At 70.8% G+C, this 20,885-nt stretch carries 18 protein-coding genes, 1 tRNA gene and 1 pseudogene; 12 read left to right on the top strand and 8 right to left on the bottom strand.

Annotated features, from left to right (window positions below):
* The first annotated feature begins 67 nt into the window (after positions 1 to 67).
* Complete coding sequence (locus AB0E14_RS10660; protein WP_362414714.1) at positions 68 to 1,525, top strand: aminopeptidase P family protein; 1,458 nt, start codon at positions 68 to 70, stop codon at positions 1,523 to 1,525.
* Between the two features lie 197 nt (positions 1,526 to 1,722).
* On the opposite strand, the gene AB0E14_RS10655 is transcribed toward AB0E14_RS10660, so the two are convergent.
* On the bottom strand, positions 1,723 to 2,169 hold the full coding sequence (locus AB0E14_RS10655) for an ATP-binding protein (RefSeq protein ID WP_362414712.1): 447 nt from the start codon (positions 2,167 to 2,169) through the stop codon (positions 1,723 to 1,725).
* A gap of 221 nt (positions 2,170 to 2,390) precedes the next feature.
* Between AB0E14_RS10655 and AB0E14_RS10650 the strand changes: the two genes are divergently transcribed.
* From AB0E14_RS10650 to AB0E14_RS10610, 9 genes are all read left to right on the top strand, one after another.
* On the top strand, positions 2,391 to 3,197 hold the full coding sequence (locus AB0E14_RS10650; protein ID WP_362414710.1) for a hypothetical protein: 807 nt from the start codon (positions 2,391 to 2,393) through the stop codon (positions 3,195 to 3,197).
* 413 nt (positions 3,198 to 3,610) lie between these two features.
* A complete protein-coding gene (locus AB0E14_RS10645; protein WP_362414708.1) occupies positions 3,611 to 4,381 on the top strand; it encodes a YcnI family protein in 771 nt (256 codons plus the stop codon).
* A 95-nt stretch (positions 4,382 to 4,476) separates the two neighbouring features.
* Positions 4,477 to 5,217 carry an SCO family protein gene (locus AB0E14_RS10640; protein WP_362414706.1) on the top strand — a complete coding sequence of 247 codons (741 nt, stop codon included), beginning with the start codon at positions 4,477 to 4,479 and terminating at the stop codon, positions 5,215 to 5,217.
* The gene (locus AB0E14_RS10635; RefSeq protein ID WP_362414704.1) at positions 5,214 to 5,696 is read left to right on the top strand and encodes a copper chaperone PCu(A)C; all 483 of its coding nucleotides are present in this window, start codon (positions 5,214 to 5,216) and stop codon (positions 5,694 to 5,696) included. The genes AB0E14_RS10640 and AB0E14_RS10635 overlap by 4 nt, the downstream gene beginning before the upstream one ends.
* A gap of 24 nt (positions 5,697 to 5,720) precedes the next feature.
* Complete coding sequence (locus tag AB0E14_RS10630) at positions 5,721 to 7,715, top strand: copper resistance protein CopC (protein ID WP_362414702.1); 1,995 nt, start codon at positions 5,721 to 5,723, stop codon at positions 7,713 to 7,715.
* Positions 7,716 to 7,720: 5 nt separating this feature from the next.
* Positions 7,721 to 8,989, top strand: coding sequence for an iron uptake transporter deferrochelatase/peroxidase subunit (gene efeB, locus AB0E14_RS10625; protein WP_362414700.1), 1,269 nt, complete (start codon positions 7,721 to 7,723; stop codon positions 8,987 to 8,989).
* A gap of 74 nt (positions 8,990 to 9,063) precedes the next feature.
* Positions 9,064 to 9,999: a prephenate dehydratase gene (gene pheA, locus AB0E14_RS10620; protein WP_362414698.1), complete on the top strand. Its 936-nt coding sequence runs from the start codon at positions 9,064 to 9,066 to the stop codon at positions 9,997 to 9,999.
* 574 nt (positions 10,000 to 10,573) lie between these two features.
* The gene (gene serS / locus AB0E14_RS10615) at positions 10,574 to 11,863 is read left to right on the top strand and encodes a serine--tRNA ligase (protein ID WP_362414696.1); all 1,290 of its coding nucleotides are present in this window, start codon (positions 10,574 to 10,576) and stop codon (positions 11,861 to 11,863) included.
* A gap of 5 nt (positions 11,864 to 11,868) precedes the next feature.
* Entirely contained in the window at positions 11,869 to 12,699 is an 831-nt protein-coding gene (locus tag AB0E14_RS10610) for an HAD family hydrolase (protein ID WP_362414694.1), read from the top strand.
* 49 nt (positions 12,700 to 12,748) lie between these two features.
* On the opposite strand, the gene AB0E14_RS10605 is transcribed toward AB0E14_RS10610, so the two are convergent.
* The 3 genes from AB0E14_RS10605 to lpdA all read right to left on the bottom strand — a co-directional run bounded on the left by AB0E14_RS10605 (position 12,749) and on the right by lpdA (position 15,125).
* Positions 12,749 to 12,833: transfer RNA gene (locus AB0E14_RS10605), tRNA-Ser, on the bottom strand.
* Between the two features lie 165 nt (positions 12,834 to 12,998).
* Positions 12,999 to 13,685 (bottom strand): rhomboid-like protein, encoded by a 687-nt coding sequence (locus AB0E14_RS10600; protein WP_362414692.1) that lies wholly within the window; start codon positions 13,683 to 13,685, stop codon positions 12,999 to 13,001.
* Positions 13,686 to 13,721: 36 nt separating this feature from the next.
* Positions 13,722 to 15,125, bottom strand: coding sequence for a dihydrolipoyl dehydrogenase (lpdA, locus tag AB0E14_RS10595; protein WP_362414690.1), 1,404 nt, complete (start codon positions 15,123 to 15,125; stop codon positions 13,722 to 13,724).
* 151 nt (positions 15,126 to 15,276) lie between these two features.
* Between lpdA and AB0E14_RS10590 the strand changes: the two genes are divergently transcribed.
* Positions 15,277 to 15,960, top strand: coding sequence for a FadR/GntR family transcriptional regulator (locus AB0E14_RS10590; RefSeq protein ID WP_362414848.1), 684 nt, complete (start codon positions 15,277 to 15,279; stop codon positions 15,958 to 15,960).
* 146 nt (positions 15,961 to 16,106) lie between these two features.
* Positions 16,107 to 17,303, top strand: a pseudogene (locus AB0E14_RS10585) (MFS transporter); the annotation flags it as partial.
* 52 nt (positions 17,304 to 17,355) lie between these two features.
* Here AB0E14_RS10585 and AB0E14_RS10580 read toward each other — a convergent pair.
* The 4 genes from AB0E14_RS10580 to AB0E14_RS10565 are packed head-to-tail and all read right to left on the bottom strand — an operon-like array spanning position 17,356 to position 20,859.
* Positions 17,356 to 18,075, bottom strand: a complete 720-nt coding sequence (locus tag AB0E14_RS10580) for an ABC transporter permease subunit (RefSeq protein WP_362414688.1) — start codon at positions 18,073 to 18,075, stop codon at positions 17,356 to 17,358.
* 14 nt (positions 18,076 to 18,089) lie between these two features.
* The gene (locus AB0E14_RS10575) at positions 18,090 to 19,001 is read right to left on the bottom strand and encodes an ABC transporter ATP-binding protein (protein ID WP_362414686.1); all 912 of its coding nucleotides are present in this window, start codon (positions 18,999 to 19,001) and stop codon (positions 18,090 to 18,092) included.
* Entirely contained in the window at positions 18,998 to 19,894 is an 897-nt protein-coding gene (locus AB0E14_RS10570) for an ABC transporter permease (RefSeq protein ID WP_362414684.1), read from the bottom strand. Before AB0E14_RS10570 ends, AB0E14_RS10575 begins: the two co-directional genes overlap by 4 nt.
* The gene (locus AB0E14_RS10565) at positions 19,891 to 20,859 is read right to left on the bottom strand and encodes an ABC transporter ATP-binding protein (RefSeq protein ID WP_362414846.1); all 969 of its coding nucleotides are present in this window, start codon (positions 20,857 to 20,859) and stop codon (positions 19,891 to 19,893) included. Before AB0E14_RS10565 ends, AB0E14_RS10570 begins: the two co-directional genes overlap by 4 nt.
* Between the last annotated feature and the right edge of the window lie 26 nt (positions 20,860 to 20,885).

Here is a 20,885-nt window from a genome sequence, read left to right as displayed (position 1 = left end):
CCCTGGGCCTTTTCCCGTACGACCGTACGATGGACTGGGTTCAGCGTCGTACCGAAGGAGACCCCCCGTGGCAGACGAGCTCACCCCGGAAACCCCGGACGAGACCGAAGAGCCGATCAAGCAGCGCAAGAACGGCCTTTACCAGGGCGTGTCCGACGAGCTCGCCGAGAACATGAAGTCCGGCTGGGCCGACACCGAGCTGCACGACCTGCGGCCGATCGCCCAGGCCGCGCACACCGCCGCCCGTCGCGCCGCGCTGTCCGCGCGCTTCCCCGGCGAGCGCCTGGTGATCCCCGCGGGCAACCTGAAGACGCGCTCGAACGACACCGAGTACAGCTTTCGCGCCTCGACCGAGTACGCCTACCTCACCGGCGACCAGACCGAGGACGGCGTCCTCGTCCTGGAGCCCACGAAGGCCGGCCACCAGGCGACGATCTACCTGCTGCCGCGCTCCAACCGCGAGAACGGCGAGTTCTGGCTCGACGGCCAGGGCGAGCTGTGGGTCGGCCGCCGGCACTCCCTCACCGAGGCCGAGCAGCTCCTCGGCATCCCCGCCAAGGACGTCCGCGAGCTGGCCGCCGCCCTCAAGGAGGCCACCGGACCGGTCCGCGCCGTGCGCGGTCACGACGCCGGCATCGAGGCCGCGCTGACCGACAAGGTCACCGCCGAGCGCGACGAAGAGCTGCGCGTCTTCCTCTCCGAGGCCCGGCTCGTCAAGGACGAGTTCGAGATCGCCGAACTGCAGAAGGCCTGCGACTCGACCGCCCGCGGCTTCGAGGACGTCGTCAAGGTCCTCGACAAGGCCGAGGCGACCAGCGAGCGCTACATCGAGGGCACGTTCTTCCTGCGCGCCCGCGTCGAGGGCAACGACGTCGGCTACGGCTCCATCTGCGCCGCGGGACCGCACGCCACCACCCTCCACTGGGTGCGCAACAACGGCGCCGTGCGCTCCGGTGACCTGCTGCTGCTCGACGCCGGCGTCGAGACCACCGAGCTGTACACCGCCGACGTGACCCGCACGCTGCCGATCAACGGCCGCTACACCGACGTCCAGCGCAAGATCTACGACGCCGTGTACGAGGCGCAGGAGGCGGGCATCGCGGCGGTCAAGCCGGGTGCCGCCTACCGCGACTTCCACGACGCCGCCCAGCGCGTGCTCGCCGAGAAGCTCGTCGAGTGGGGCCTCGTCGAGGGCCCGGTGGACCGCGTCCTCGAGCTCGCCCTCCAGCGCCGCTGGACCCTGCACGGCACCGGCCACATGCTCGGCATGGACGTCCACGACTGCGCCGCCGCGCGCACCGAGGCCTACGTCGACACGACGCTCGAGCCGGGCATGTGCCTGACCGTCGAGCCGGGGCTCTACTTCCAGGCCGACGACCTGAGCGTGCCGGAGGAGTACCGGGGCATCGGCGTCCGGATCGAGGACGACATCCTCGTCACCGAGGACGGCAACCGGAACCTCTCCGACTCCCTGCCGCGCCGCTCCGACGAGGTCGAGGCGTGGATGGCCGGCCTGAAGGGCTGAGCCGGAACGCTCGCGCACGACGCACCACGCGAAGGGCCCCCACCGACGACGGTCGGCGGGGGCCTTTCCCGTACCCGCGTGCGCGCGTGCACGCCTGCATGTCTGCATGTCTACGCGCCTGCGCGTCTACGCGGCCGCACGTCTACATCTACGTACTCCGCTGCACGTATGCGCGTCCGAAACGTACGCGCAGCGCTTCAGGTCAGCGCCAGCGGCGCGTCCGCGCGCCACTTCACGATCTTGTCGAAGCTGACCAGCGCCCCGCCCCGGCCCGTACGGCCGAAGTGGACGTGGTCCGCGAGCTCCTCGATCAGCCGCAGCCCGCGCCCGCTCTCCGCGTCCGAAGGGACGGCGGCAGCAGGGCGCGCCACACCGGCGAAGCCCGGTCCCGCGTCCGCCACCTCGATACGACAGGTCTCGCCGTCCAGATAGGCCGTGACCCGGTACGCCTCCGACGCCGGGCCGGAACCGGTGTCTCCGCCGTGCTCGACGGCGTTGGCACACGCCTCGGTCAGGGCCACCGACAGGTCGTAGGAGACATCGGGGTCGACCCCGGCCGTCTCCATCGTGCCGAGCAGCAGCCGCCGGGCGAGCGGGACGCTCGCAGCCTCGCGCCTCAAATGGAGGGACCACCAGATGCTCATGCTTCAGCCTCCTGGCTGCGGCTCGACATGCTGCGGCGCGACATACCGATACCTATTGCCGCGTCGAGCGGTCCGTAAGCCCCCGCGAGGCAGAAGAGGGCTCGTTCGGCGGATGTGTGCACACCGCGCACCGGTGTATGTCGCGCCCGAACGGGCCGAAAAGCGATCTTACGGACCTGCCGCATGGCGGGTGGGGGCCTGGTGCGATGATGACTCCCGCCATGTCTGCCCCCGCGCTCGCGCCACGACTGCTGAGGGCCGCGGTGTTCACCGCGGTCTGCGTCGTGCTGTCCGGCCTCGGGCACGCGATCGCCGCATGTGCGGGGATCGCCCTGTGGACGCTCGTCGCCGGATTCCTCTTCATCTTCGGTGTCACCGTGCTCTTCGCCGGGCGGGAACGCTCGCTGCCGGTCATCGTCGCGGCCCTGGCCGGCGGACAGCTCGGGCTGCACGTCCTGTTCGGGCTCGGGCAGCGGCCTCTCACGGCCGGCTCCCTGGGACCGGCCACGGACGAGGCGCTGATCCGGATGGCCGCGAAGATCGTCTGCGGCCCCGCGGCGAGCTCCCTGAGCCCCGCCGACGCCGCCCGGATCGTCGCCGACGCGGGTCTCGGCCCGGCGGCCACCGCCACCCACGCGCATCCCGGCCACGTCGCCCAGCTTGCGACCGGCACGGCCGCGCAGGGGGGCGAACTCCTGCCCAGTCTGCCGATGGTGCTCGGCCACCTGCTGGCGGCGCTCGCCACCGGCTGGCTGCTGCGCCGCAGCGACCTGGCTCTCCGCCGGCTCGCCCGGCTCTCCGCGCACGGGGCGACCGAGCTCGCCGAATGCGCCCTCGTACGCTCCCTGCGCGCCGCGCTGACGCTCGCGCGGGCTCTGCTCTCCGGTCTTCCCGGGCTGCCGGCCGCCGAGCCGCGCCGGCCCGCCCGGACCGGCCACGACGTCTCGCCGCCGACCGGCGCCGAGGCACTCCAGCACACGGTCGTCCGGCGCGGGCCGCCGGCCTCCGGCCTCGTCCTCGCGGCCTGACGCGGACGACTCGTCAGCGGCGGAATCTCCGCCGTTCGCGGACCGTGCAGGCGGCAAGGGCGGCACAGGCCTGGGCCAATGGCGGGACCGGGGCCGTACCCGGATCCAACCGTTCGGCACGACCGGCATCCGTACGACCGCATCCGTACGACCTGCATCCGTAGGACCGACTCGCGTACCACCGACACCCGTGCGTACTCCCGTACTCACACCCGCGTACGCACCTCCGTCCGCCCCTACGTCCGCACGTCCGTACCTCCGTCGTCCGTAGCCCTGTCGTCCGTACGTCCGTCGTCCGTACGCCGGCCCCGCGCCCCGCACCACCAGCACCCGCACGTACCTGGATTCGCAAGCTGCCGGGCGTCGGCGTGCCGGAACCCTGACCCCTCTCCAGAGCTGGAGTGTCTTCTGCCATGAACGTTTCCCGTATCGCCGTCGCCGGCGGCATCGCCCTCTCCTCCGTCGTGCTGCTCTCCGGCACCGCCTTCGCGCATGTCGGCGTGCAGCCGCAGGGCGAGGCGGCGAAGGGTGGCTACGCGACCGTCAACGTCAAGGTCCCCAACGAGCGCGACAACGCCTCCACCATCAAGGTCGAGGTGAACTTCCCGGCCGACCACCCGCTCGCCTCGGTGATGCCGCAGCCCGTCCCCGGCTGGAAGGCCGACGTCACCAAGTCGGACCTCGCCAAGCCGCTGGAGCTGCACGGCAAGACGATCAAGCAGGCCGTCACCAAGGTCACCTGGACCGCCGAGGGCGGCGCGAAGATCGGCCCCGGCCAGTTCCAGCAGTTCCCGCTCTCCCTCGGCCAGCTGCCGGAGGACGCCGACCAGCTCGTCATCAAGGCCATCCAGACCTATGACAACAACGAGGTCGTCCGCTGGATCGAGGAGCCGAAGGAGGGCGCCGCCGAGCCCGAGCACCCCGCTCCCGTCCTGAAGCTCTCCGCCGCCAAGGACGACCACCACGGCGGCGGTGCGACGACGGACGCGAAGGCCGACGACAAGGCCCACGACAAGGCCGGCCACGACGCCAAGGCCGAGGACGGCAAGGGGCACACCGAGTCCGCCGCGTCCGCGTCCGACAGCAGTGACACCACCGCGCGCGTGCTCGGCGTCGTCGGCATCCTCATCGGTGTCGCCGGTGTCGCCTTCGGTCTGCTCGCCGGCCGTCGCCGCTCGGCCTGACCACCCCGCGCGCCGAGAGCGCCGAAGACTCAGAACACCGAGTCAGAACACCCCACGGACACGCGACACACGCGAGACACGAGAGAGCACGTTCCATGTCAGTCCAGAAAGAAGCGGCCGAGCCGGCCACCGACGAGCGGGCCAGGCCCAGCCGACGCGCACCCCTGATCCTCGCCGCCGTCGCGGTCGTCGCCGCCCTCGCGGTGACGGTCGCGGTCGGCCTCGGCGGCGGAGAGGACAAGGCCGGCGGTTCCGGCAGCGGAGCCGTCGCCGAGATCTCCGCCGAAGGCGGCAGCGGCAGCGACAAGGCGGCCACTGTCCTCGACCGCCCCTTCACCAAGCCCGACCTCGTCCTCACGGACACCAAGGGCCAGAAGTTCGACCTCCGCGCGCAGACCAAGGGCAAGCCGACGCTGATCTACTTCGGCTACACGCACTGCCCCGACGTCTGCCCGCTGACGATGAGCAACATCGCCATCGCGAAGAAGCAGCTCCCCAAGGCCGACCAGGACAAGCTCCAGGTCGTCTTCGTCACCACCGACCCCGAGCGGGACACCGCGGCCGAGCTGGCCAAGTGGCTGCCCGCCGCCGGGGACCCGTCCTTCATCGGCCTCACCGGCGACTTCGCCACGATCCAGGCCGGCGCCCGCCAGATCGGCATCGGCATCGATCCGGCGAAGAAGGAGAAGGACGGCTCGGTCGTCTCCATGCACGGAGCGCAGGTGATCGCGTTCTCGCCCACGACCGACCAGGGCTATGTCCTTTACGGCGAGGACACGACCGTCGACGACTACGCCAAGGATCTGCCGAAGCTCATCAAGGGGGAGAACCCGTGAACCGCCGCACCACCGTCCTGTCCACCACCGCCGTCGTCGCCCTGACGGCCGCCCTGACGCTGTCCGGATGCTCCTCCGACAGCTCCTCGGGAGCCGCCGGGTCCGACGGCAAGCCCGAACTGAAGGTCAGCGGCGCGTTCATGCCGCAGCCCGTGATGGACATGGCCGGCGGCTTCCTGACCATCAAGAACGAGAGCGGCACCGCCGACAAGCTCACCTCCGTGACGAGTTCCCTCTCCGACGACGTCCAGATCCACGAGACGAAGAACCAGAAGATGCAGCAGGTGAAGTCCTTCGACATCCCCGCGAACGGCGAACTCGACCTCGAACGTGGCGGCAACCACATCATGTTCATGGGGCTGAAGACCAAGCCGAAGCAGGGCGACAAGGTCAGCATCGAGCTGCACTTCGAGAAGGCCGACCCGATCAAGGTCGACCTTCCCGTCGAGGCCGCCACCCACAACCCGAAGCAGCACTGAGCTACTTGAGGGACTGACACACACATGCCCACCACCACCGCCCCGCGCCTCGGAACCGCCCTGGCCCGGCTGCTGCTCGTCGCCGCCGCCCTCCTCGGCGTGCTGCTCGCCGGCGCCGCCCCCGCGTCCGCGCACGCCGCGCTGACCGGCAGCGACCCGCAGGACGGGGCGGTGGTCGCCACCGCCCCCAAGGAGGTCAACCTCACCTTCTCGGAGCAGGTCGCCATGGGCGGCGACTCGATCCGGGTCCTCGACCCCGCCGGGAACCGGGTCGACACCGGGGAACTCCGCGACCTGTGCAGCGGCAACATCGTCCGGTACGGGGTCGGCCTCCGCTCCGGATTGCCCGAAGGTACGTACACCGTGGCCTGGCAGGCCGTTTCGGCCGACAGCCACCCCATCGCCGGCGCCTTCACCTTCTCCGTCGGCGCCCCGTCGGAGACCTCTGTCGCCCTCCCCGAGCAGAACGCCGGCGGCGGTGTGGTCGGCGCGCTCTACGGCATCGCCCGCTATCTCTCGTACGCGGCCTTCACCGTCCTCGTCGGCGGCAGCGCCTTCGTCCTCGCCTGCTGGCCGCGCGGAGCGAGCGTCCGGCCGATCCAGCGGCTCGTTGTCCGGGGCTGGCTCACGCTCACCGCGGCCACGCTGGTGATGCTGCTGCTGCGCAACCCGTACACCGGCTCCGGCGAACTCGGCGACGCCTTCGACCTCGGCGGGCTCAAGGCCGTCCTGGAGACGAAGACCGGTGCCGCGCTCGTCTCCCGGCTGATGCTGCTCGGCGCGGCCGCGCTCTTCGTCGCCGTGCTCTTCGGGGCGTACACCAAGCGGACGGACCCCAAGGAGAAGAAGGACCTCACCTTCGGGCTCGCGATCGGCGGCACGGTCGTGGCCGCCGGTATCGCGGGCACCTGGGCCCTCGCCGAGCACGCCTCCACCGGCATCCAGCCGGGGATCGCGATGCCCGTCGACCTCCTGCACCTGCTGGCGGTGGCCGCCTGGCTGGGCGGCCTCACCACGCTGCTCGTCGCGCTGTACCGAGCACCCGGCATCGAGCGGGCCGCCGTGGAACGCTTCTCGAAGATCGCCTTCGGCTCCGTCGTCGTCCTGGCGGCGACCGGGCTGTACCAGTCCTGGCGGCAGGTCGGTTCCTGGTCCGCCCTGACGGGCACGTCGTACGGACAGCTCCTCCTGGTCAAGATCGGCCTCGTGGCCGTCCTGCTGGGCATCGCCTGGATATCCCGCCGCTGGACCCAGCGCCTGGGAGCACCGGCGGAGACCTCGGAGACGGCCGCAACGGCTGAGACCGACGAGGCTGCCGAGGGCGACGAGGCTGACGAGACAGACGGGGTGGCTGAGGCAGCTGACGCGGGTGAGACCGACGAGACGGCCGAGACGGCCGAGGAACCCCAGAAGTCCCCGGACGCGGACGCCGAGATCGACCCCGTGCGGGCCGCTCAGCTCGCCCGGCAGCGGGTGGCCGTCGCCACCGCGCGCACGAAGCGGGACCGCGACGCCGACCCCGAGCGGACCGGTCTGCGCCGTTCCGTAATGACCGAGGCCGTGGTCGCCGTGGTCCTGCTCGCCGTGACGACGGTCCTGACCTCGACCGAACCCGGCCGCACGCAGGAGGAGGCGGGGCGTTCGCAGTCCGCGTCCGGTTCGACCGCCGTGCCCGAGCGGCCCGTGGACGTCCGGCTGCCGTTCGACACCGGGGGCGTCAACGGCAAGGGGACCGTACGTCTCAGCCTCGACCCCGGGCGGACGGGCGCCAACGCGCTGCACGTCTTCATCGACGGCCCTGACTCCCGCCCGCTGGACGTTCCCGAGCTCAAGGTCGCCTTCACCCTGAAGGCGAAGAGCATCGGCCCGCTGCCGGTCGTCCCCGACCGCATCCAGGCCGGTCACTGGAGCGCCAGTGGGGTGCAGATCCCGATGGCCGGCGAGTGGCAGATCCAGGTCACGGTCCGCACCTCCGACATCGACCAGACCACCATCGACAAGAACGTGAAGATCGGCTGAGCCTCGTGAGCAACGACGACAACCTTGAGATCTCCCGGCGGCGGCTCCTCGGCACGGTCGGCGCGGCGGGCGCGGCCGGCATCGCGCTCGGTGCCGCCGGCGGTGCCGGGGTGTACGCGGCTGCCGCCGACTCCGGCTCCTCGGCCTCCGGCGCGAGCGACGCGACCGCGCTGACGTCGGTCGGTGCGACGGAGGCGTTGTTTCACGGGAAACATCAGGCGGGGATCACTACTCCTCTCCAGTCACGTGGCCATCTGATCGCTTTCGACCTCGCGCCGGGCGCGGGCCGCAAGGAAGCCGCCGCGCTGCTGCGCCGCTGGTCGACGACGGCCAAGGCCCTGATGGCCGGCGAGCCCTCGGCCGACGACACCGGCATCGCCCTCGACGCCGGACCCTCCTCCCTCACGGTCACCTTCGGTTTCGGCCACTCCTTCTTCGGCCGTACGGGACTCACGGCCCGCCGCCCCACGCAGCTCGACGCGCTGCCCGCCTTCTCCTCCGACGCGCTCGACCCGCAGCGCTCCGAGGGCGATCTCTGGGTGCAGATCGGCGCCGACGACGCCCTGGTCGCCTTCCACGCCCTGCGCGCCCTGCAGAAGGACGCCGGGGCCGCCGCCAAGGTCCGTTGGCAGATGAACGGCTTCAACCGCTCCGCGGGCGCCACCGCCAAGCCGATGACCGCGCGCAACCTCATGGGCCAGGTCGACGGCACGGGCAACCCGAAGCCCTCGGAACCCGACTTCGACCGGCGGATCTTCGTCCCCCAGGGGGCTTCGGGGGCGCAGGAGTGGATGGCCGGCGGTTCGTACGCCGTCGTCCGCCGGATTCGCATGCTGCTCGACGACTGGGAGCGGCTCCCGCTGGACCAGCAGGAGAAGGTCATCGGCCGGCGGAAGTCCGACGGCGCGCCTCTGACGGGCGGGAGCGAGACCACCGAGCTCGACCTGAACAAGACCGGCGCCGACGGCAAGCTCGTCATCCCGGACAACGCCCACTCCCGGATCTCCGCCCCCGAACAGAACGGCGGGGCCGCGATGCTCCGGCGTCCTTTCTCCTTCCACGACGGCATCGGCCCCGACGGCACACCCGACGCCGGGTTGCTCTTCATCTGCTGGCAGGCGGATCCGCTCCGGGGCTTCGTGCCCGTGCAGCGCAAGCTCGACCGGGGCGACGCCCTCTCGCCCTTCGTCCGGCACGAGGCGAGCGGTCTCTTCGCCGTCCCAGGCGGGGCCGCGGAGGGCGAATACGTGGGTCAGCGGCTTCTGGAGTCCTGAGGCCGTCTCGGCGGGGGTGCCCGGCCTCCTGCGACGGCGCACCCGAGGACGCCCGCGCCTATTAGGGTGACCGTATGTCAGCCACCCGGTATACGTATCTCGGTCCCGAAGGCACGTTCACGGAGGCCGCGCTGCGTACGCTGCCCGAGGCCGCGACCCGGGAGCTCGTCCCGATGGTCTCCGTCCCGGCCGCCCTGGACGCGGTGCGCAACGGAGAGGCGGCCGCCGCTCTCGTACCGATCGAGAACTCGGTGGAGGGCGGGGTCACGGCGACCCTGGACGAGCTGGCCTCCGGCGAACCGCTGATGATCTACCGCGAGGTGCTCCTGCCGATCGCCTTCGCGCTGCTCGTGCGGCCGGGGACGACGCTCGCCGAGATCAAGACGGTCACCGGGCACCCGGTGGCGCAGCCGCAGGTGCGGAACTGGCTGCGGGCTCATCTGCCGGACGCCCTGTGGGAGTCGGCGGCCTCGAACGCGGACGGCGCGCGGCTGGTGCAGGAGGGTCGGTTCGACGCGGCCTTCGCGGGCGAGTTCGCGGCGACGACGTACGGCCTGGAGGCCCTGGTCACGGAGATCCACGACGCGGAGAACGCCGAGACGCGGTTCGTCCTGGTGGGCCGGCCGGCCCGGCCCTCGGCGCCGACCGGGGCGGACAAGACGTCGGTGGTGCTGTGGCTGGGTGATGACCATCCGGGTGCCCTCCTCGAGCTGCTTCAGGAGTTCGCGGTGCGCGGGGTGAACCTGATGCTGATCCAGTCCCGTCCGACGGGGGCCGGTATCGGGAACTACTGCTTCGCCGTGGACGCCGAGGGCCATATCTCGGACCGGCGCGTGGGCGAGGCGCTGATGGGGCTCAAGCGGATCTGCCCGAAGGTGCGGTTCCTCGGCTCGTATCCGCGGGCGGGCATCGCGGTGGGTGATGTGGCCGCGCTGCGGCGTGGGACGTCGGACGCGGAATTCATGGCGGCCTCCGATTGGCTGGCGAGGGCCCAGGACGGTCGGGCCTGACCCGATCGTGCCCCACCGCCCCCACTGCCGGGGGCGGTCTTCCACAGGCACGGACCTTTAGTCCTACCTGCATATTTTCGACTCCCACACAGAGTTATCCACAGGCGCTCGGACCACCCTGGGGACAAGTCGATACGGCGGTCGGCCAAGGTCGACAAATCGCCCCAGTCGGCATCCGTTCACCCACAGGGCGCAGATCAGCCCGCGTCACCCTCGTTCCATTGATCAACTCTATAGAGCGAGGAATTCCCACTCGGACGAGTGTGCGCAGCAGGTTTGATCATCAATACGCCCAGGAATTCGTTCACCATCCACAGAAGTTCCGCACAGCCTGTGGAAAACTCTGCGAGCCCCACCCCGACTGTGGAGAAGTCCGGAGGAGTCCCCTGGAAGTCCCTTGATCCACAGGGCGGTTCGGTCAAGGAGTGCACACCGATCCGCCCCTTTTCGGGGGTCCCTGTACCGTTTATTGACGAATAGGGAGAGCATTTCCCAATACCGGCAATTCGGGCAAAGCGACACGCACGGCTATATCGGGTGGGGTGGCGCGAGCCCGCACCGGTAGCCTGGTGGGGTGATTGACCTTCGCCTGCTCCGTGAGGACCCCGACCGTGTTCGCGCCTCCCAGCGCGCCCGTGGAGAGGACGTCGAACTCGTCGACGCCCTGCTCTCCGCCGATGAGCGGCGCAGGTCGTCCGGCGTCCGCTTCGACGAACTGCGTTCCGAGCAGAAGGCGCTCGGCAAGCTGATCCCCAAGGCCTCCCCCGAGGAGCGCGCCGAGCTCCTGCAGCGGGCCGAGCAGCTCAAGACCGACGTCAAGGCCGCCGAGGCGGAGCAGAACGAGGCCGACGAGACCGCGCGCGCCCTCCTGCTCCAGCTCGGCAACATCGTCCACACGGACGTGCCGGTCGGCGGCGAGGAGGACTTCGTCGTCCTGGAGACGCACGGCACCATCCGCGACTTCGCGGCCGAGGGCTTCGAGCCCAAGGACCACCTGGAGCTGGGCGAGGCGCTGGGCGCCATCGACGTCGAGCGGGGCGCCAAGGTCTCCGGCTCGCGCTTCTACTACCTCACGGGCGTCGGCGCCCTGCTGGAGCTGGCCCTCGTCAACGCGGCGATCGCGCAGGCGACCGAGGCCGGCTTCATCCCCATGCTCACGCCCGCGCTGGTCCGCCCGCGCGCGATGGAGGGCACCGGCTTCCTCGGCCAGGCCGCGGAGAACGTGTACCACCTGGAGCGCGACGACTACTACCTCGTCGGCACGTCCGAGGTGCCCCTCGCCGCGTACCACATGGACGAGATCATCGACGCCGACAAGCTCCCGCTGCGCTACGCCGGCTTCTCGCCGTGCTTCCGCCGCGAGGCCGGCACGTACGGCAAGGACACCCGGGGCATCTTCCGGGTCCACCAGTTCGACAAGGTCGAGATGTTCTCGTACGTCGCTCCCGAGGACGCCGAGAACGAGCACAAGCGGCTCCTGGAGTGGGAGAAGCAGTGGCTGACCAGCCTCGAACTGCCCTTCCAGGTCATCGACGTGGCCACCGGCGACCTCGGCGCCTCCGCCTCGCGCAAGTTCGACTGCGAGGCGTGGATCCCGACGCAGGGCAAGTACCGCGAGCTGACCTCCGCGTCCAACTGCGACGGCTTCCAGGCCCGCCGCCTGTCCGTGCGGATGCGCGACGAGCGCGGCGGCAAGAAGGTCGTCCAGCCGCTGGCCACGCTCAACGGCACCCTGTGCGCCGTGCCCCGCACGATCGTGGCGATCCTGGAGAACCACCAGCTCCCGGACGGCTCGGTGCACGTGCCGGAGGTGCTCAGGCCGTACCTGGGCGGCCGCGAGGTCCTGGAGCCGATCTCCAAGTGAGCCCCGTGAGCCCGTTCCCGTACAAGCTCGTCGCGACCGACCTCGACGGCACGCTGCTGCGCGCCGACGAGTCGGTCTCGGACCGTACGCGTGACGCCCTCGCCGCCGTGGTGGCGGCGGGGGCCGCACACATCGTGGTCACGGGCCGGGCCGTCCCCTGGACCCGGCACATCCTCGACGACCTCGGTTACGAGGGCCTCGCGGTGTGCGGACAGGGCGCGCAGGTCTACCACGCGGGCGAGCACCGGCTGCTGACCTCGGTGACCCTGGACCGGCAGCTCGCGGGTCTGGCGCTGTCGAAGATCGAGGCCGAGGTGGGCCCGCTGGCGCTGGCCGCGAGCCGCGACGGGCTGGACGGCGAGGTGCTGATCAGCCCCGGGTACCGGGTGCAGGAAGGGCCGCTGCCGTACGTCCCGTTCGAGGACCCGGCGGAGCTCTGGGCCGCGCCGCTGAACAAGGTCTACATCCAGCACCCGACGCTCTCCGACGACGAGCTGGCGGGCGCCGCCCGGCAGACGGCCGGCGGGCTGGTGGACGTGGTCATGGCGGGCCCGGGGATCGTGGAGATCCTCCCGCTCGGTCTGAGCAAGGCCACCGGCCTCTCGCTCGCCGCCCGCCGTCTCGGCGTGAAGGCCGCGGACACGATCGCCTTCGGCGACATGCCGAACGACATCCCGATGTTCGGCTGGGCGGCGCGGGGCGTGGCCATGGCGAACGCGCACGACGACCTGAAGGCGGTCGCGGACGAGGTGACGACCTCGAACGAGGACGACGGCATCGCGGTGGTCCTGGAGCGCCTGCTCGCGGGCCAGGGCCTGTCCGACAGCGCGACGTAGGCGTCCATGGCGGGTCGTCGCGGCTGCGCGGGCGGGTCGTTGGGCTGCGCGGAGGATGCGCGGATCGAACGCGCGCGGGGGTGACCCCGACGACGGCTTAGCAAGCCGCTGCCTTACCACTCGGCCAATCCTCCGGGTGGGCGGCCCGCGCGGAGAACCCGCGCGCTCGAAGCGGCCGCCCCGGCGGCGCTAGGGGGCGCCGCCCTGCAGGGAGCTCGACGGACTCGAACTCCGGCTCGAACTGGTGTCGGTCATCGTCGTGCTCCTCCCCGGCCTCGTGGCGGGTGTCTCCCGCACAACTAGTGTGCGGGCGGCGGAGCTTCGTAGGCCAATGATTTACCGCGCGGGCCGACGCCCCTGGTCAGAGGCCAGAACGCGAGCCCGATGGCCAGCGAGATCGCGTGCCCCAGATCCGTGTACGTATGACTCGTGCACAGCGGCACGGCGAAGAAGGCCACCGCCCCCGCCAGGTAGAACCACCGCCACGGCCGTGGGATCCGGTACGTCAGGATGCCGATCGAGGCCGCAAGACCGTAGCTGACCCCGATGTCGACGACATGCGCCATGCTGCGCGGCACGTCGTGGTCCTGGATCGCCTCCAGGACGACCTTCTGGCTGATGAGCGTCGCCGCGATGTGCGCCGTGGCGACCACGGCGAACCAGCGCAGGGTGCCGAGCCAGCGCTCGACCGGCGCGTGGAAGACCTCGAACAGCACCGCGTACAGCAGGAAGTCCGCCGGGTCGGCGATCCAGAACGCGCTGCCGACCAGGGCCCGCACCGGGTGGTGCGAGAGCTGGTAGAGGTTGCTGCTGTTGCGGTGGAGGAGGTAGTGCTCCAGGCCGTCGGAGGACAGTGCGATGACCAGGCTGGTGATCGCGATGACGAGCAGCCACAGATGCGTACCGGGTGACGAACGCACCCACGACCTGAGCGGTCGGGACGGTTCGCCACCCGGTACGGCGGCGGGGAGGGGTTCGCTCGGCACATTCCGTGCCTATCACCCCGGGCCGGGAGAAACCACTCAGAAGTTGATCATGTGCCCCGCGAGACCGTGGATCGCTTCCTTCACGGCCTCACCCAGGGTCGGGTGGGCGTGGACGTTCCGCGCGACCTCATTGACCGTCAGGTCCCACTGCTGGGCCAGCGTCAGCTCGGGCAGCAGCTCGGTGACATCGGGGCCGATCAGGTGGGCACCGATGATCTCGCCGTACTGGGCGTCGGCGATGATCTTGACGAAGCCGGTCGAGTCGCCGAGGCCGTGCGCCTTGCCGTTCGCCATGAACGGGAACTTGGCGACCTTGACGTCGTAGCCCTTCTCCCGCGCCTGCGCCTCGGTGTAGCCGAAGCTGGCGATCTGCGGCTGGCAGTACGTCGCACGCGGGATCATCACGTAGTCGAGTTCCATCGTCTCGGCGTCCGCGATGGTCTCGGCGGCGATGACACCCATGGACTCGGCGGTGTGCGCGAGCATCAGCTTCGCGGTGACGTCACCGATGGCGTAGATGTGCGGCACGGAGGTACGGGAGCGGCCGTCGACGTCGATCGCGCCGCGCTCGGTGAGGGCGACACCGGTGTTCTCCAGGCCGTAGCCGGAGACGTTCGGCGCGAAGCCGATGGCCTGCAGGACCTTGTCGGCCTCCAGGACCTTCTGCGTGCCGTCCTTGGCGGTGACGGTGACGCGGACCTGCGGGCCGGACTCGTCGATGGCGTCGACCCGGGTGGAGGTGAGGACGTCGATGCCGAGCTTGCGGTACTGCTTCGCGAGCTCCTTGGACACCTCCTCGTCCTCCAGCGGGGCCATCCGGTCGAGGAACTCGACGATGGTGACCTTGGTCCCGTAGTTGTTCAGCACGTACGCGAACTCGATGCCGATCGCGCCGGCGCCGGCGATGACGATCGACTTCGGGGCGTCCTCGGCGAGGATCTGCTGCTCGTAGGAGACGACGCGGTCGCTGAGGGCGGTGCCCGGCAGCAGCCGCGGGGTGGCACCGGTGGCGATGATGCAGTTGTCGAAGGTGATCGTCTGCGTGGTGCCGTCGGACTTGGCGACCTGCATCGTGTGCGCGTCGAGGAACGTGCCCCGGCCGTCGAACTCCGTGATCCCGTTCTTCTTCATGAGGAAGTGGACGCCCTTGACCCGGCCGTCCGCGACCGTGCGGCTGCGGCGGAACGCCTCGCCGTAGTCGAAGGAGACCGTGCCGTCGACCTTGATGCCGAAGGTCTTGGCCTCGTGGTTGAAGATGTGGGCGAGTTCGGCGTTGCGCAGCAGCGCCTTGGTGGGGATGCAGCCGACGTTCAGGCAGACACCGCCCCAGTACTTCTCTTCGACGACCGCGACCCGCTTGCCCAGCTGGGCTGCGCGGATGGCGGCGACGTAGCCGCCGGGGCCAGCTCCGAGTACGACGACGTCGAAGCGGTCTGACATGACTGACTCCCGAGGGTGGTGAGGGTGTTCGTGTCCCGTACGGGCCCACAGTAGTCCGGCGCCTGCGGTGCGGCCCCGGGAGCCGGTGCGGTCGGTGGATAACTTGTAGGATGACCGGGCAACTGGGCTGGTGAAGGTGAACGGAGTGGTGATGGCGGCGCTGAAGGCGGCGGGGCGGACCTCCCTGGTGGACTCGGTCGTCGAGCAGCTGCGCGAGCAGCTCGCGGCGGGCGAGTGGCCGGTCGGTGAGCGCATCCCGACCGAGCACGAACTCGCCGAGCAGCTGGGCGTCGGCCGCAACACGGTCCGCGAGGCGATCCGGGTCCTGGTCCACGCGGGGCTCCTGGAGCCGCGCCAGGGCAACGGCACCTTCGTGCGGTCGACCGCCGACCCGGCGGCCGTGCTGCGCGGCGTGCGCCACGCGGGCGCGCGCGACGTCCTGGAGCTGCGGGTGGCCCTGGAGGCGGAGGCGGCGCGCCTGGCGGCGGTACGGCGGGACACACACGACCTGCTGCGGCTGCGGGCCGCGCTCGCCACGCTGCGCGAGGAGGGCGACCGCGACGCGGACGCCGACCTCGCCTTCCACCTGGCCGTCGTCTCCGCCACGCACAACGCGGCCTTCATGGAGGTGTACCGGTTCTTCTCGACCCAGGTGCACGAGGTCCTCGTGGAGGCGCTCGGCGACCGGGAGATGCCGCCGGTCGACATCGACGCGCACGAGGCGCTGGTCACGGCGATCGAGTCGGGCGACCCGGAGGCCGCTGAGGCGGGCGCGCGGGAGCTGCTGCGCGTACCGATGGAGACGGTGGCGGCGCTGACGGGGGAGTCGAGGTGAGGGCCGGTGCCGGGGCCGACACGGACGTCGCGGTGAAGCCCGGTGCCGCCGACGGGGACGTCGCGGTAAGGGCCAGTGCCGAGGCCGGCTCCGTCCGCGGCGGGTGGGCGGAGGGAGCGTCCACAGGCCGTGGGACGGCGGGGGGACGGGCGCGGCTCGCCCACCCGCTTCTGCTGATGGCCGCGATCGTGCTGGCCTCGCTCAACATGCGGGCGGCCCTGGCGAGCGTGGCGCCGCTGGTGGGCGAGATCGCGGCGGAGTTCGGTCTGTCGTCGACCGCCAGTTCGCTGGTGACGTCCGTGCCGGTGCTCTTCCTCGGCGCGGGCGCGCTCGTCGCGCCGTGGCTGGGGCGGCGCCTGGGCGTCGAAGCGGTGCTGATGGGGGCGTTGGTGCTGCTCGGTGCCGGCATCCTCGTACGGGTCCTGCCGTCGGTGTACGCGCTGTACGGCGGGGGTGTCCTGGTCGGTACCGCGATCGCCCTGCTGAATGTGCTGATGCCGGGCCTGATCAAGCGGGACTTCCCCGACCGGGCCGCGTCGATGACCTCGCTCTACACGGGCGCGATGATCGCGGGCGCCACGGTCGTCGCGGCGGCCTCGGTGCCGTTGGAGGAGGCGTTCGGCGGGAGTTGGGAGGCGTCGCTCGCGTTCTGGTCGCTGCTTGCGGCGCTCGCGGCGACGGCCTGGCTGCCGCAGGTCCTGATGGCCAAGGGCGCTACGCGCCGGGTGAGTCGTACGGGACACGGGACACGCACCACCGCCGCGCCCTCGACACGGAGCGTCTGGCGGTCGGCGCTCGCCTGGCAGGTGACCCTCTTCATGGGCCTGCAGTCCCTCTGGACGTACGTCCTGATCGCCTGGATGCCGACGATCTTCACGGACCACGGCATGAGCCGTTCGACGGCGGGCGTGATCTTCGCCTTCAACAACCTGACCCAGGTGGCGGGTGCCTTCGCGGTGCCGCTGCTCGCCGGCCGGATGCGGAGCCAGCGTCCGCTGGTCGTCCTCGTCACGACGCTGGTCGGGGCGGGGTACGCGGGTCTGCTGGCCGCGCCCGTGCAGGGCGCCTGGCTGTGGAGCGCGCTCCTCGGTGTCGGGCAGGGCGGGGCGGTCGGTCTCGCCCTCACCCTGATCGTGCTCCGGGCGGGGGACGCGGTGACGGCGTCCCGGCTCTCGGGGATGGCCCAGACCGTCGGCTACCTGCTGGCGGCCGCCGGACCGCTGGCGGCGGGGGCGGTGCACCAGGCGACCGGTTCGTGGACCGTGCCGATCGCCCTGGTGCTGTGCGTCTGCGCGGCGGCCCTGGGAGTCGGGCTCCTGGCGGCCAGGGACCGCAAGGTCTGAGCCTCCCGCGAGCGACGGCCCGAGGGGCCCCTCCCGAGGCCCCTCGACTCGACTACTCCTCGCCCGCCAGCTTCAGCGTCCGCAGCTTCTGGCCCGCGTACCAGGTCGCCAGGACCGTCACGCCGGCCAGCAGCGACACGGCCAGCGGAAGGCCGACGTCCGAGGTGACGAGCCCCTCGCCGCTGACCTTCTGGGCGACCGCGAGCGACCACTGCTGCACGCTGAGCGTCTTCGCCCCGTCGATCAGGGAGCCGAACAGGGACTCCCAGACCAGTGCGTAGACAAGGCCGATGACCACCGCGTGCCGGCTGACGGTGCCCAGGAGGAGGAAGAGGGCGCTGTACGCGATGGAGGCGACCAGCGCCGCGACCGTGTACGCGACCGCCACCTGCTGGCCGTTGCCGTTGAGGATCATGCCGGCGATGAACGTGGGAACGGCCGAGAAGGCCATGGTCACGGCGATCGCCACGATGAGCTTGGTGAAGATGATCGAGGGCCGCTTCACCGGCTTGGAGAGCAGATAGACGATCGAGCCGTCGTCGATCTCCGGTCCGATCGCGCCCGTTCCGGCGATGACGCCGATCAGCGGCACCATCGTGGCGAGCGCGAAACCGCCGAGGACATCGGCCGCGACCTGGTCGTCGGCGCCGTTGAACAGCCGTACCGCGGCGGCGATCAGCAGCAGGAGGGCGGGCAGCGCGAAGAGGATCAGCGCCCGCCTGCGGCCGAGGAGGGCCCGGTAGGTGAGCCGGGCGACTGTGGGGTTGTACATCGGTCAGGCTCCTTTCAGGCCGCTACGAGGTACGAGAAGACCGATTCGAGGGACTCGTCCGAGGGCGAGACCGTCAGCAGTCGGATGCCCTGCTCCCGGGCGACCCGGGGCAGCAGCTCCGTGAACCGTCCGAAGTCCACCGCCTGGACGCGCAGGGCGCCTTCGGCGAGGTCGACCTCGATGCCGGCCGTCGAGGGGTCGGCGATGAGGGCCGCCGCGAGCGCCCGGTCGTCACTGGACCGGACGAGGTAGCGGTGCGGCCGGTCCGTCATCAGCCGGCGGATCTTGCGGAAGTCGCCCGAGGCCGCGTGCCGGCCGGCGACGATCACCTCGATGTGCGAGGCCAACTGCTCGACCTCCTCCAGGATGTGCGAGGAGAAGAGCACCGTGCGCCCCGCCGCACCCATCCGGCGCAGCAGATCCATCAACTGCATGCGCTGGCGCGGGTCCATGCCGTTGAACGGCTCGTCGAGCAGCAGCACGGACGGCTCGTGGACGAGGGCCGAGGCCATCTTCACGCGCTGCCGCATGCCCTTGCTGTACGTGGCGATCTTCCGGTCCTGCGCGTACTCCATCTCGACCGTGGCGAGCGCGTGCTGGGCCTCCTTGGCACCCAGTCCGTGCAACTCGGCGTTGGCGAGCACGAATTCGCGGCCGGTGAGGAAGTCGTACATCGCCTCTCGCTCCGGGACGACGCCGATCTGCGTGTAGACCGACTCGTTCTTCCAGATCGGCTGCCCGTCGAGGGTGACGGTGCCGGTGGAGGGGGCGAGGAAGCCGCCCATCATGTTGATGAGGGTGGACTTTCCGGCACCGTTGGGGCCGAGGAGTCCGGTGACGCCGGGGCCGATCGTCATCGTCACGTCGTTGACGGCGACGACGTTGCCGAACCACCGAGAGGCGTGGTCGATGTTCAGGACAGTCACAGCCCGACCTTTCGGTAGCGGCGCATCAGCACTCCGTACGAACCGGCGATGAGCGCGAGGACGACCAGCAGATAGACGACTCCGGCGCCGGCGCCGGGTCCGACCCCGTCCCCTCCGGGGAAGGCGGTGGTCGCGCCGAGGAAGGCGGTCTGCACTCCGTCGATCAGGGTGATCGGGGAGAACAGGCCGAGCCACTGGATGGCGTCGGCGTTGTCCGTGCTGTAGGCGATGCCCTGGAGCGTCGAGACGGCGCCGTAGGAGATCACGAGGGTGGCGATGACGGCGGCGACGCCGAAGCCGCGGCGCGGGGTGAGCGCGGCCATGACCAGGCCGATGCCGCCGAAGAGCACCGAGAGGAGGGCGACGGAGGCGAGGCCCTGGCCGAACTCCGCCGTCTGGTCGGCGAAGTTCATCTTCGCGAGCAGGGAGCCGATCCAGAGGATCAGCAGCGGGATCGCGGTCAGGATGAAGAGCGCGGAGGCCATCGCGCCGTACTTGGCAAGGACGTAGTCGACGCGCTCGATGGGGCGCGAGAAGTACAGCGGGACGGTCTTGAAGCGCAGGTCCCTGGAGACCGACTGCGGGGCCTGGGAGGCCAGGAAGAGCCCGATCACGGCCTGCATGATGATCGCGTACCGGGTGTAGTCGACCGGCAGGTCCTTGCTCTTCATGGTGACCGCCACGGCGACGATGATCAGCGCCGGGACGCACATCACGGTGAAGAGGATCATCGGCAGCACCTTGGACTTGGCGCTGCGGCCGAGTCCGTAGGAGCCGCGCAGGGACTGCGAGAAGAGCGCCCGGCGCGCGTAGGCGCGGCCGAAGCGGGGGCCGTCGTAGTTGCGGTACCCGATGTTGTGGATCTGCGTGGTCTCGGGGGCCGGGGTGCTCATCGCGCCGACACCTCCTCCTGCTGCTGCGGCTGCGCGTCGGGCCGGAAGACCTCGGCGATGTGGTGGCGACGCTGTTCCATCCGGACGAGGCCGAGGCCGAGGTCGGCGACCGTGTCGCGGACCAGGTCGTACGTCTCCTCGCCCGCCGCCTCCACGAGGAGGATGTGGCCGGCGCCGGGCAGTCCCTCCTCCTCGCTCGCGTGGAGCGTCACCCCCGCCGCGGCGAGGGCCGTGCGGAGCGCGGCCGTGCCGTCGGGGTGGGTGTCGGAGTCGGTCACCTCGACCGCGAGGGTCGTGGTGATCTGCGTGAAGTCACTGGTGGAGCTGGAGCGCAGCAGGGTCCCGCCGTCGATGACGACGACGTGGTCGCAGGTCCGCTCCAGCTCGCCGAGGAGGTGGGAGGTCACGAGGACGGAGATGCCGAAGTCGGTCCAGACCCGGCGGATCAGGCCGAGCATCTCGTCGCGGCCGACCGGGTCGAGGCCGTTGGTCGGCTCGTCGAGGAGGACCAGCTGCGGGTCGTGGACCAGCGCCTGGGCGAGCTTCACCCGCTGCTTCATGCCCGTCGAGTAGCCGCCGATCGGGCGGTAGCGCTCCTCGTACAGGCCGACGTGGCGCAGGGTGTCGGCGGTCCGCTCACGGGCGGCGTCGGCGGGCAGGCCGGACATCCGCGCCATGTGGACGACGAACTCGGTGGCCGAGACGTCCGGCGGGAGGCAGTCGTGCTCGGGCATGTAGCCGACGCGCTCGCGGATCTGCGCGCCGGACGTGGCGACGTCGAGACCCAGGACCTCGGCGCGACCCTCCGTGGCGGGGGACAGACCGAGCAGGATCTTGATCATCGTGGACTTGCCGGCTCCGTTGGCACCCACAAGTCCGGTCACACCGGGCCCGATGTCCAGGGAGAGCCGGTCAAGAGCGGTCACCCGGGGGAACCGCTTGCTGAGGCTTTCGGTAGCGATCACAGTCACGCTTCGACGGTAGTGGTGTG

Source organism: Streptomyces sp. NPDC047981, assembly GCF_040653315.1.
GTDB lineage: Bacteria > Actinomycetota > Actinomycetes > Streptomycetales > Streptomycetaceae > Streptomyces.
The sequence above is the reverse complement of the archived record's forward strand: the minus strand, read 5'-3'. Positions and strand labels throughout refer to the sequence as shown.